Source organism: Serratia sp. 22264 (assembly GCF_052045345.1).
Classification (GTDB): Bacteria; Pseudomonadota; Gammaproteobacteria; order Enterobacterales; family Enterobacteriaceae; genus Serratia; species Serratia plymuthica.
This window is the reverse complement of sequence record NZ_JBQEOY010000001.1, coordinates 1,361,214-1,373,694: the sequence shown is the minus strand read 5'-3', so window position 1 is coordinate 1,373,694 and position 12,481 is coordinate 1,361,214. Positions and strand designations below refer to the sequence as shown.

The 12,481-nt window shown below is 51.9% G+C and carries 10 protein-coding genes; 3 read left to right on the top strand and 7 right to left on the bottom strand.

What is annotated here, in order from left to right:
* Nucleotides 1-20: 20 nt before the first annotated feature.
* The 3 genes from ACTJJ1_RS06365 to ACTJJ1_RS06355 form a co-directional block, all read right to left on the bottom strand.
* Nucleotides 21-962: a sugar phosphate isomerase/epimerase family protein gene (locus tag ACTJJ1_RS06365; protein ID WP_440832823.1), complete on the bottom strand. Its 942-nt coding sequence runs from the start codon at nucleotides 960-962 to the stop codon at nucleotides 21-23.
* 10 nt (nucleotides 963-972) lie between these two features.
* Nucleotides 973-2,151, bottom strand: a complete 1,179-nt coding sequence (locus ACTJJ1_RS06360; protein ID WP_006325413.1) for a Gfo/Idh/MocA family protein — start codon at nucleotides 2,149-2,151, stop codon at nucleotides 973-975.
* Between the two features lie 82 nt (nucleotides 2,152-2,233).
* Nucleotides 2,234-3,157 carry a substrate-binding domain-containing protein gene (locus ACTJJ1_RS06355; RefSeq protein WP_064798828.1) on the bottom strand — a complete coding sequence of 308 codons (924 nt, stop codon included), beginning with the start codon at nucleotides 3,155-3,157 and terminating at the stop codon, nucleotides 2,234-2,236.
* A gap of 345 nt (nucleotides 3,158-3,502) precedes the next feature.
* Between ACTJJ1_RS06355 and ACTJJ1_RS06350 the strand changes: the two genes are divergently transcribed.
* From ACTJJ1_RS06350 to ACTJJ1_RS06340, 3 genes are all read left to right on the top strand, one after another.
* On the top strand, nucleotides 3,503-4,516 hold the full coding sequence (locus tag ACTJJ1_RS06350; RefSeq protein ID WP_122289403.1) for a LacI family DNA-binding transcriptional regulator: 1,014 nt from the start codon (nucleotides 3,503-3,505) through the stop codon (nucleotides 4,514-4,516).
* Between the two features lie 120 nt (nucleotides 4,517-4,636).
* Nucleotides 4,637-5,590, top strand: coding sequence for a 2-hydroxyacid dehydrogenase (locus ACTJJ1_RS06345; protein ID WP_440832821.1), 954 nt, complete (start codon nucleotides 4,637-4,639; stop codon nucleotides 5,588-5,590).
* A gap of 182 nt (nucleotides 5,591-5,772) precedes the next feature.
* Nucleotides 5,773-6,381 (top strand): class I SAM-dependent DNA methyltransferase, encoded by a 609-nt coding sequence (locus ACTJJ1_RS06340; protein ID WP_440832819.1) that lies wholly within the window; start codon nucleotides 5,773-5,775, stop codon nucleotides 6,379-6,381.
* Nucleotides 6,382-7,031: 650 nt separating this feature from the next.
* On the opposite strand, the gene fabD (ACTJJ1_RS06335) is transcribed toward ACTJJ1_RS06340, so the two are convergent.
* The 4 genes from fabD (ACTJJ1_RS06335) to ACTJJ1_RS06320 are packed head-to-tail and all read right to left on the bottom strand — an operon-like array spanning nucleotide 7,032 to nucleotide 12,428.
* Complete coding sequence (fabD, locus tag ACTJJ1_RS06335; RefSeq protein ID WP_440832817.1) at nucleotides 7,032-8,168, bottom strand: ACP S-malonyltransferase; 1,137 nt, start codon at nucleotides 8,166-8,168, stop codon at nucleotides 7,032-7,034.
* 44 nt (nucleotides 8,169-8,212) lie between these two features.
* Entirely contained in the window at nucleotides 8,213-10,087 is a 1,875-nt protein-coding gene (gene fabD / locus ACTJJ1_RS06330; protein ID WP_440832815.1) for an ACP S-malonyltransferase, read from the bottom strand.
* Nucleotides 10,088-10,105: 18 nt separating this feature from the next.
* Nucleotides 10,106-11,554: a PfaD family polyunsaturated fatty acid/polyketide biosynthesis protein gene (locus ACTJJ1_RS06325; protein ID WP_409442629.1), complete on the bottom strand. Its 1,449-nt coding sequence runs from the start codon at nucleotides 11,552-11,554 to the stop codon at nucleotides 10,106-10,108.
* Between the two features lie 40 nt (nucleotides 11,555-11,594).
* Nucleotides 11,595-12,428, bottom strand: coding sequence for a hypothetical protein (locus ACTJJ1_RS06320; protein WP_440832813.1), 834 nt, complete (start codon nucleotides 12,426-12,428; stop codon nucleotides 11,595-11,597).
* Nucleotides 12,429-12,481: the final 53 nt, after the last annotated feature.

The following is a 12,481-nucleotide window of genomic DNA, read 5'->3' as shown; positions in this document are numbered from 1 at the left end:
CTCTTTATCAAGCATGATGTTTATTTGCTGATAGTGTGTTGCAGGGCAAGAATGGACGAGGTTACGCCCGCGTCCACCGACATGGTTAAATCTTCCATTTCAAGCGATACCCAGTCGTTGTAACCCATCATGCGCACGACGGAGAAGAACTCTTTCCACCATTGCAGGTCCTGCCCACAACCGACGGCTACGTAGTTCCAGGCCCGGTTGGCAACATCTTCCACCGGCTTGGTTTCCAGTAGCCCGTTAACATCAACCAGTCCACGTTCCAACCTGACATCCTTACCATGTACGTGATGGATGGCAGGGCCGAGGGCACGCGCCGCCGCTATGGGATCCGCCCCCATCCAGATCAGGTGACTGGGGTCGAGGTTCAGACCCACCATCGGGCCGACGGCATCACGTAGCCGGAACAGCGTTTCTGGGTTCCAAACCAGCATTGAGCTGAAGTTCTCCAAAGCAAATCGTTCGACACCGCTTTCCTTGGCCCGGCGTACAAGCCCTTGCCAATAGGGGATAGCCACCTCATTCCATTGGTAATCCAGGCAGTTTTTCAGCGTAGGTGGCCAACTGACGGTATAAGTGATCCAATTCGGGATCGTATCATGAGGACTCGCCGGCGGCAGACCGCTCATCATAACGATCTTTTTTACGCCCAGCAGGCCGGCAAGTTCCAGCGCTTTATCGGTGTCGCTTTTATGACGCTGCCCCAGTTCGCCAGGGTCTAGGGGATTGCCGGAAACATTAAGTGCAGCAATCTCCATGCCGCGACTGGCCAATGCCTGGAGCAGATACTGGCGTTTGGCAGGGTTGGTCAACAGTTCGTCGGTCTGCATATGCGGGGCGGAAGACCATCCCCCGGTGGTCATCTCGACACCGTGCACACCCAACTCCAGCAACCTGTCCAGCATTTGCTCAAAAGGCAGATGGCCAAGGCTGTCGGTACAGAATGAAAGTCTCATGGTTATTTCCTTATTCGTAGTTAACCCAGGTGGCGCCGTTATCGGCAGAACGAACACAGTTTTCAATCCAACGCACGCCTTCCAGCCCGGCGTTGATGTCCGGATAGATCAGCGAATCCAGCGTTTGCCGGTCGCCACGCTGACTGGCACTGATGGCAATAGCGAATTTGAGGTAGATGTTGGCCCAGGATTCTGCCAGACCCTCGGTATGAAGAGCGCCGAGTCTTTCATCAGCCAGCGCGCTTTCATCCAGATACGGCATGCCATGATGCAGCGTTTGGTTGGGTTGCCCCTGGACCTCGTATTTCAATTCGCCGGGGTTGTAATCGCTCCATTCCAGGCTGGCCAGCGACCCCACGATGCGAATGCTTTGGCTGTCCATTGAGCCCGCATTGATAGACGATGCCCACATGCGGCCGACGGCTCCGTTTTCATAATGCATAAGCACCATGGCATTATCTTCAAGAGGGGCGCGGGAGGGGATGAAACTCTGCCGATCACATAACAGGGACTTGATTTTCATCTCGGGCAAAACCAGCTGCGAAATGTAAAAGGTATGGGTGGAAATATCGCCCAGCACAAAGGATGGGCCGGCAATTTTGGGGTCAATACGCCATTTCTGCGCGTCGCTGAATTTGTCCGCACTTTCGTTCGCGCTGAAACCATGGGTGTACTGCAGCTCAACCATGCGCACGTCGCCAATGTCGCCTTTGGCGATCATTGCCCGCATCTGCATCAGCAAAGGGTGGCCGGAGAACCCGTAGGTAACCCCGACGATGAGCCCTTTTTCTTCCGCCAACGCTTTGATTTCTTTTGCCTCCGCAGTGGTGAAGAACAAGGGTTTTTCACAGATAACGTGGATGCCGGCATTCAGTGCCGCCCGGGTAATTTCATAATGGGTTCCATTGGGCGTTGCGATGGTCACTACCTCAATACCATCGATTCTTTTGGCTTCTTCTGTCAGCAGTTGCTGGTAGTTGTCATAACAGCGTTCGGATGGCACACCCAGATTGACGCCAAAATCACGCCCGCGTGCCGCGTCAATGTCAAAGGCGCAGGCAACAAGTTGATAGGCGGTGTTATCGCGTAGAGCGCCTGAACGATGCTTGTAACCGACCTGGCTGAGGCGACCACCGCCGATCATGGCCCAACGCAGGGGGCGGGTAATACTTTTTTCACCGTTTAACATATTGATTCCTTTAATTATCATTATTGCACCCGGGTGCAGTGCAGGTTAAAAAAACGGACGTTTGATGCTTTTGGTGCGGGAGTTATTTCTGACTAATCTGTGCGAATTTTTGGAAATTTTCTTTGGTGACGATCTCGTAAGGCACCCAGTTATACGCCTCTGTTTTTTCGTGATCTAACATAGCCTTTGTCACTTTTACCGCACCTGTCGCCTGGGCTTTGGCATCCTGGAAAATGGTGACGGCCATTTCACCATTCTTGATGAATTGCAGGCCGTCGGGCGTACCATCAATACCGGCAACCAGAACACCGGTCTTTTTGGCCTGCTTTAGCGCCATGATTGCGCCAATGGCCATTTCATCGTTATTGGCGGCAATAGCGTCAATAGGCAGGCCGTTTAATAACCAACCGGACACCACATCAACAGCCTCGTTGCGCTGCCATTTTGCCGTTTGCTTTTCCACCACTTTCATTTCCTTGTATTTGGCGATAACAGCTTCCGCAGCCCGGGTTCTCTCGCGTGTTTCTTCGTTGGATAGGGCGCCCATGAGTATTGCCACATTGCCTCGGTAGTTCATTTTTTTCGCCAGCGTTTCCATCTGGAGGGTGCCGCTTAATGCCGCATCCGAACCCACGTAAGCCGTTGCGCCTTCCAGCTTCACTTCCGGTTTACGGTTTACAAATATCAAGGGAATATTGGCGCGTCTGGCGGCGACGATCATCGACTTAACGCCTTGCGTATCTACAGGGTTGAGAATGATGGCGTCGACTCCTTGATTGATTAGGTCGTCGACTTGCTGTACCTGTAAAGCCACATCACCTTTGGCATCAGAAAATTGTCCTTTCAGTTTCTGCGCTTCCAGCTCCTGGGCCATTTGAGTCCGTAATATCGAAATAAAATTTAAATCGAAATTAGCCAGAGCTACGCCGACCTGGTTGGTTTTTGCTTGAGCGGTACACGCCAACATCGAGCTCAATAACATCAACAGCAGTCTTGTTTTTTTCATCGTAGTATCCTGTAAGGGAAGGTTGTTGTTATGGCAAAGCACAGTGAATGGCGCAGTCGCGTTCTGTTTTTTCACCACCTCTGCACCCGGGTGCAATCAGGGGTAAAAAAAAGCTGCGAATATCTTAGAACCATCCTGAACGGCGAGTTAAATTTCATACAGAGTCAACATTTGGTCAATAGAGCAAAAGCGGAAAGGGCGCGGTTTGTCACAAAACCGTTACTTTTTGCACCCGATTGCAAATAGCAATTGCAATCGGGTGCAAAAATAAAAACAATCGAGAAAGCCATGCTCAAATGCAGGATGCACCTTTCAACCTTCGGACACAGGTATATGACAAAAACAATGATAAAACGCCATAAAGCCACCGCCAGCGACGTTGCCCAAAAGGCGGGGGTATCGAAATGGACGGTATCGCGCGCTTTCATCCCCGGCGCTTCCATTTCGGAGCAGGCGCGTGAAAGCGTATTGGCTGCGGCCACAGAACTGGGCTATCGGCCCAATCTCCTGGCGCGCAGTTTGTCTCAAAAAAAGACCCACATTATTGGGGTGGCAATTGATGAGTTGAAAAACCCACATTCGATGATGATGCTCGATGTGGTGACGAAACAACTGCAAGCCCGGGGGTATATGGCACTTTTGCTTAACATTACCGCCGGGGAGAACTACCGGGCGGCAATGTCCATGGCCGACCAGTTGCAGGTAGATGGCATCTTGTTTCTGGGCACATCGCTGACGGAAGAATGGTCTGCGATCGCGAAAGACTTACATCAGATCCCCCTGGTGCAAGTGTGCCGCAACACCGAAGGGAAACACATTGATATTGTTAACATTGACGGTTATCAGGCTGGTAGAGAGATCGCCAACCTGTTGATCGCTCAAGGGCATCAGCGATTTGGCTATATGAAAGGACCTGACACCCTCAGCAGCCATTTGCTGCGAATGGAAGGATACCGAGACACGCTGGTGGCTGCGGGTCTGCACCTGGATCAGGTATTAACCGCCGGACATTATGATCGGCAGTGCAGTTTTCAGCTGATGATCGATTACATGCATTCAACCCCAATTAACGAACAGGTCGATGCACTATTTTGCGAAAACGATGTCCTCGCGTTGGGCGCTCTCGAAGCCTTAAGGCAAGATCCGTTAACCGCAATCGCCGTAGTGGGTTTTGACGATATCGACGAGGCCTGTGCGCCAGGCTGGGCGTTGACCAGTTACAGCCAGCGGCTTGATCGTCTTATCGCGGAAGCGCTGAATCGCCTTATCGATGAACGCGCCACGCCAGAAGGCGAGTGGCGTCAGGGAGAATTGCGCATAAGGGCGTCACACCTGAAAAAAGTGCTTACGCCAAGCTAAGGGTGGCCATTCAACACAGCGAACTGAGGCGCAGATTCATAATCAGCACTTTCCGGCTTAAGGTCCGGGCACCGTCGCGGTATTCTGGCGATAGCCTTTCTTGCCGCCGGAACATTTTCTATGAAACGTCATCTTCTGATACTGGTTGAACTTGCGCACGAACATCATGCCTGCCTCGAACAGGCTGGTTTTACCGTCCATATCGCCAGTTCTGTAGCGGCATGGACGGCGCAAAAGCCAAGGGTCGATGTACAGGCGGTACTGACCAACGGTTCCATTGGGCTCAGCGCAAACGAGATATCCGCGCTGCCGGCGCTTGAAATCATCTGCGCACTCGGTGCGGGCTACGAAAATATCGACCTTATGGCCGCACAGGCGCGGGGTATTGTCGTGACGCATGGCCCTGGCACCAATGATGCCTCGGTTGCCGACCACGCGTTAACGTTGCTGATGGCGATTGCCCGCGGGATCCCGCAGGCCGATGCAGCCGTTCGCCGGGGGGAATGGAAGCAAGCACGGCAACCGCGCCCGATGGTTTTCGGCAAAAAACTGGGGATCCTCGGCCTCGGTAATATCGGCATGCAGATTGCCCAGCGCGGGGCCAGGGGCTTTGAGATGCCCGTGGCTTACCACAACCGCCAGCCGCGTAACGGCACGCCTTATCACTATTGTGCAAGCCCGGTTGCCCTGGCCGAATGGGCCGATTTTATGGTGATCGCAACCCCTGGCGGCAGGCAAACCAGCCGCATTGTTAACGCGGAGGTGCTTGACGCTCTGGGCCCAAACGGCTTTTTGATCAACATTGCGCGCGGTAGCGTGGTGGATACCCCGGTGCTTATCAACGCCCTGCAACGTCAACGCATCGCCGGTGCGGCTCTTGATGTGGTAGAGGGCGAACCAGCCGTACCGCCGGAACTTGCGCGGTTGACCAATGTTATTTTAACGCCGCATATCGCCGGGCGCTCTCCCGAGGCCATCGCCGCAACGGTTCAGCTGGTTATTGATAATCTGTCGGCACATTTCCTGGCAGAACCGTTGCTTACGCAGGTGACTCTGGGTGACAATGTCACTTAATGGGAACCATACGTGTTAATTTTCAGCATCTAAACGACGTATTTTGGTGAAATCTGCAGGCCAAAAATGGCTGAAAGAGCAAAAGGTGACGTGTTGAATACTAATTATTGACGCATTCTGTAAGCCCAAGTATGCCAACTTTTATCAGATTTCACGTAGCGCGATCAAAAAGAAGAGGGCAAATGACACATTCTGCGGCCGCGAAGATCATCACTCTATACGAACAGCATGCCGAAGCCTGGAAAAGGTTGCGGACAACCGATCTGTTTGAACGCCCCTGGTTGGACAGATTTCTGAATTTGGTACCGACAAATACAAGGCTTCTGGATATCGGTTGCGGTAATGGAACGCCGATCGCCGAATATTTCATTCGACAAGGTTTTGGCGTACTGGGGATTGATAGCTCAGGATCAATGATCGACTCATGCTTGAAGACATTTCCGCATCAGCAGTGGCGAGTGGCAGATATGCGAGAATTGGCACTGGATGAAACCTTTGGCGGGCTGATTGCCTGGGACAGTTTTTTTCATCTTACTCGTAATGACCAACGTCAGATGTTCAACGTTTTCCGCAAGCATGCAGGCAGCAAAGCAGCATTGATGTTTACCAGTGGCACAAGCGATGGCGAAGCGATTGGCACATTTGAAGGCGAGCCATTGTATCATTCGAGCCTGGCGCCAGCAGAGTATCGGCAGTTGCTGCATGAAAATGGCTTTCGCGTTGTGAAGATGGTTTTCGAAGATCCTGAATGCGGAGGAAGAACAGTATGGCTAGCGCAAAGCACGATCTGAGGCGAGATGCGGATAAGGTCATGACAAAGGCCAAAACCTCAGAATCTACGTATCCTTATCTTGGTGCGCATAATGTATATTATGTTAAATTAGACGCATTGATTAATAACTCATGAGTACCTCTACCACTGCTACAAATCAGACAGTTACCTTTTATGATGATGTTCGCGTTTTTGTTGTTATGTTCATAGTAGATTTTGGTTCATGTTTGTTATGTTGTCAGGACTGATCATTCATGTTCTCACTTACCCAGCTCGATGTGCCTGGTCACCGACGCCAGTGGATGTTAATGGATATGGTAAACCTGCTTGCCTCTTCTCTATCCATTGCGTTACTGCGTTGATCATCTCGGCTTTCGTTCGTTATCAATCCAGTCAGCATCACTCCAGGCTATCAAGTTCTTCTGTTAGGCCGCGTTAGCAAATAACGCGTTCACGTTCCTCCGGAACGACCATTCATCTTCGCCAGAATACGCAATGCCACCGATTTTGGATTAAAGCCCTCAGTTTTTTTGATCGCGCTACGTGAAATCTGAAAGCATTTGGCACCTCGTTACCTACAGATTTGCTCAAAACGCACTAAAAAACGGCCTGTTTTGCGCGTGGAATGTTCACGGCGGCCGTTTTCGCGTAAACGTTGCCGCCATGTCGTCAAAGCGGCTTTAGCTCATCGAGTTCAAAGTAACCGTTGTAACCTTTCAGATATATCGCCGCGCGATGTTGGAACAGCAACAAAGCCTCGGTTCGGGTTTCCGCTTCCGCGTTCAAAATAGTGGAATGAACCTTTTGCCCGATCGGGAACCGGCTATTCCATTGAGCAATTTTCTCGGCTGGCGCCAGCGTAGCGCTGTGTTTAACCCTGTCAATCGCATCGGCCACTTCCTTGATGGCGTCATTTCCGTGACGTTGTAACCTTATTGCCTGCAACTCGTCTTCTGTCGTTTCTGCTTTGATTTTTTCGACCAGGCCACTGACCACTTCGCTGTGGCCCAGTTCGGTAAATTCAGGTGTGCCCAGGCTCATCAGATATTGAATGCTTGCGGTCCAGCGCACCGGGCTGGCGATTTGTTGCGCCAGGCAGGTTAACAGCGTGTCATCGTCATAGGGGCGTGCCGTTGTATTGGCAATGACAGGGATCTTCAATGCTGAGAACTGAAAGTTTTGCAGGTAACTTTCGAATTTATCCATTGAGTCCCGCATCAACCTGGAGTGAAAAGCACCGCTGGTATTCAGAGGAACACACCGCATTCCGCTCTGCTCGAACTCCGTTAACGCTTTTGTGACATCGTCACGTTGACCAGAAATTACGATCTGCGAGGGCGTATTAAAGTTTGCTAAATCAATGGTATCCAGTTTTTTTTCCGTCAAGAATGCCCGCAGTTTCGCTTCACTTACCCCCAGCACCGCAGCCATGCCGCCGCCCGCCGCCTGCGCCATTAATTCGCCGCGTTTCTTCACCAGCTTCAGGCCGGTGGTGAAATCAAAGCCTTCTGCAGCCAGCAACGCATTGAACTCCCCCAGGCTATGCCCTAAAACAAAATCAGGTTGGATACCGGTCTCTTGCCGTTTCTTGTAATAAGACAATGCATTGACTACATAAATGGCAGGTTGAGTGTATTGGGTCTTATTAAGCTCGCCATCAGGGTCATCAAGACAGAGGCGCTCGATAGAATAGCCTAATATATCGTCGGCAATACGGGTTAAATCAGGGAACTGTCTGAACAGTTCTCGCCCCATCCCTGGCTGCTGGGAGCCCTGTCCCGGGAACATATAAACTCGAATTGGCATAGTCGTACACTCCTTCTCATTGAATCTATTAGCCACCACCCCTGTTACGCCTTCACCTGCGATAATAGGGTTTCAAGCGACGTCATCCCGTCACTGAACGGGTTTAAGACATAACCGTGTCGACAGGTAAAATCCTGCGAATATTTTAAAAAGTTGGACAAGCTGCCAGTGGCGGAGGCATCAATAAAAAAGTGGTCGCTCAAGGTGGAAAATACTGAGTTGACCAGGGTGGAAAAATCGACCTTGTCTCGGATGACTTGCCATAAATAACCTTGGGCATCAGCTTGTTGCATCGCGCCGACGGAACGCCCCAGTACCGAGGAATAAACGGGCATCGTTGGCGCGAAGCATGGCGTTTTATCCAGTAATTTCTGGTATGAGGGTTTGATCGCATCGATCGAGGCTGAATGGAATGCGTACCTGACCGGCAGCGACAAGGACAAAATATTTTGTTCCGTCAGCTTCTGTATCGCACTGGCGACAGCGCTCTGTTCACCTGAGATAAAGAAGTTATTGCCGAAATTAACACCGGCCAGCGTGCAGCGAGAAAAGACATCTGTGGCGCGATGAAAAATGTCCGGCGAAGCCAACACGACGGCCAATCCTCCTGCCGGCGCATGTTGCTCCAGTAAATGCGCCTGTTCAACGACCAGCCGAAGCGCGTCGTCCAGCCGGAGCATCCCGGCGACCACGGCGGCGATGTATTCCCCCAAACTGTGGCCGACCACGGCGGCAGGTTGGATGCCCCTGGCTATCAACATCTGAGCCAGGCTGTACCCAAAACAAAACAGCGCCGGGTGGGTATAGCGGATATCGTCAAACTCAGCTGAGACATCACGTTCGCTGTAGAGTTGCTCCAGCAGGTTCACACCGCTGAGCATATAAACCTTGTGGCAAAGGCGATCCATCGTCTGGCGAAAATGGCCGTCGGAATGATAAAAAGCCCTTCCCATCTGATAGTACTGGCTCCCTTGGCCCGCGAACATAAAAACGAACTTGTGCGGCGTAGCCGGCGGCGAACAGTTGGGGTGCGCCTGCCGTATTGTTGCCTCTTGAGGTTGGGCTATCGGCATTGGCGCTTCGGTAATGCGCTGGTGCAGTTTCGTTAACACATCGCCGGGGCCCACTTCGACAAAGTCATCACAGCCTTGCGCCAGCAACCAGGATATAGACTCATACCAGCGAACCGGGCTGGATATTTGCCGGGTCAGCAGCGTCTGATAATCCGTCCTGGGATAAGCCCGGGCCGTAACATTTGACAGAACGGGAATCGATAAGGGCTGGAAAGTAAACTGCGTCAGATAATCGGCGAATTCCCTTTCGATATCCGACATAAGCAGTGAATGGAACGCCGCACTGACATTTAATTGAACAAAGCGTGCGCCGGCCTCGAGAAAACGAGGCTCTAACGCCAGCACTTCATCATAAGCGCCGGATATGATGCATTGCTGAAGGGAGTTGATATTGGCGATGTCAACATGCTGAAAACCGCTTTCGGCCAGGATGCGTTCAATATCAGCGACATTGATTTCCAGCACGGCGGCCATGGCCCCCTTGGGGGCAAGGCTCATCAGCTGCCCGCGCTTTTGCACCAGCTTAAGTCCGGTAATAAAGTCAAAAGCGCCGGCGGCAAACAGCGCGCTATATTCTCCCAGGCTGTGCCCGGCCAGGATATCCGGCGGCGCCGCGCCGCGCGCTTTGCGCTCCAGGTAGCTGAGCGCATTCACGGTATAGAGCGCCGGTTGAGTGTACTGTGTCTGGTTTAAAACGCGCAGCGAATCTTTGATGCAAAGTTCGGCAATGTCATACCCGAGAACCTGATTGGCTTGCGCCACCAGCTCAGGGAATTGTTCGAAGAGGTCATAACCCATCGTGCGATATTGCGATCCCTGACCAGGAAAGGTATAGACTGTTTTCATAAATTCCGCGCCATCCGATTAAGAATATGAGTAAGAGGGTGAAACATCGCTTTTGAGCAAACTGATCTTTGTCGACAGCATCGAGGCGGCTTCCTGCATCAATATTTCCCCGATTTCATCCACGTGGCGGTTACGCCAGTCTTCATAAGCGGAGCCTTTTACCCATTGATTGAAGGCGCCCAACGCCGGCCCGCAATGTACCTGGTAGTCAACTTTGTTTTCCGGATCGCCGGCTAGCGCCAACCGCGAGCTGTAAGCAAAATACCAACGGAAGACCGCCACCATTTTACGCCGCGGCTGCCCTTCTATCTTTTCCAGCATTTCTGGGCGGTGAGCTTGATAATATTGCTTCACGTCTTCCCAGACGGCGGATAGCGGCCGTTTAAAGTACTTACCTTCAAGCTGGTTTTTTATCGCCTGCGGCAGCTCATCCAATGAATTATATTGCTGATAAAGCTGGTAAAGCTTATTGGCGCGAGCGGGGAAAAACACACCACGCCTAAGCACTTGCACTTTGGCACCCTGCTCAAACATATCGCCGGCAGGTGCATAGTCGGTATCCTGAATATTGATGTGTTGCAGCAGGTCTTTCACTTCGTCACTGGTCGCCGCCTCTACTGAACACTGATTCACCGAACCGGTGATGATAAAATCAGCCCCCAGCATAAAGGCCGCCATCACGGCTTCCGGCGTGCCTATGCCACCGGCGGCCCCGACCCTGAGCGGTTTCTGATAGTCTTGCCGGGCCGAAATATCCCGGCAAAGCCGGGCAATTGCCGGAAAAAGAACATACGCATTGCCTTGATCGGTATGGCCGGCAGAATCTGACTCGACGCAAATATCCTGGGCCATGGGAACCCGTTGCGCCAGCTCCACCTCTTGCGGCGTCAGCAACCCTTGCGCATAGAGCTCGGCAACTAAATCAGGCGGCGCCGGATTGGCAAAAACCTCGGCGACTTCAGGGCGTGAAACTTTTGCCATCAGCGTATGCGGAATGACCAGCTGTTGGTCTTTCCCCAAGTGAATACCGCGCAGCCGGTAAAGAACCAAGGCAGGCGTAATCGCAATATAAGCAGCGGCTTCAATAAAACGAATATCATGGGCCAGGAACAATTCAATCCGACGCATTTCCTTTTCCGGAAACTCATAGTCAGCGAGCATATTCATGCCGAATGACTCTCCGTTCAGATCAGATTGAATGCCTAAAATGGCCTCTTGCAAAAGCGGCAGGCTCAGCCCACCCGAACCGAAGAAACTCATCATCTTGGCCCGGGCCATCGCCACGACCAGCTTGCGGGATGCAATCCCTTGATACATTGAGCCACTGGAGTAGGCGTATTTAACGCCATAGTCCTGGCGGAACGCCGCACTTCCCAACCGCTCAGCCTGAGCCAGCTGCCGTCCTTCGCCGGCATCAGAATGAGGCGGGTATTGGCGGCGTTCCGCCAGAGTTTTCACATAGGTCATTATTGCCTCTCATTCACTTACTCAGGCAGTCAGGAAAGCCTTAATGCGGGTAGGCATCCCCTTTCATGGCAAAGGATGGATAGTCTGGAAAATCTCTTGTCGCCGGATATTTGGCAAACGTCATGACTTCCCGGCCATTTGTCAAAACCGTTTTGTCGCCATTCAATTTAAACTCGTAACTCACGTAGCTCTGGCCTTCCCCCCAGCGCTCATTGTGCGTGCGGGTATTAAACGTTGTACGCAGGCCATCCGGGGAGATCACCGCCATTTCGTTCGACTCATAACTAATCACGATTTCTTTTAGCTGATGCGGGGGGCTGGTCGCCAGAATATTGTAGTTCCCGTAATACATCTGATTTTTTGGCGTGGCTGTTTCGCCGCTATGGCGCCCGCCCAGCGGAATACCCCCCTTATCGAGAACCGTAATGTAGAAGCCGCCGTCACGCACAATCCACCCTGCGGCAGGTAAATTCATTCCGGCGACTGAGTACAAGCGATACTCGCCATCTGGATTGCCGGTATAAGGTTTCAATTCAATGCGTTTTTGTGCGACCAGCGTTTTTACATCAATGCCGAATTCCTGGTTAAAATAAGCGATGGCGTCTTCTCTTTTTTGCGCCACCTGCTGCTCATTAAATCCCATAATATGCGTGTAGAAATAGTCACTGGTGCATAAGGTGCCCAGGCACCCGGTCACCCCGGGGAAAGGTTCACTCTTGGTGATATTAATGACGCCGGAGCCCATAAAGGTCAGCACCTGGCTAAATCCCATTGGTTTCGACAAAGGGGTATCTGCATACGTATTGAATGCCATCAATGGCAGAGAAAAAGCCGCGACGGCGGCGAACTTTCTTTTAAATAGGTGCAATGACATCGATATCCTCATCAGTTGTTTTATAGCTAACCGGGTTAGCCTTCCATTTCCTT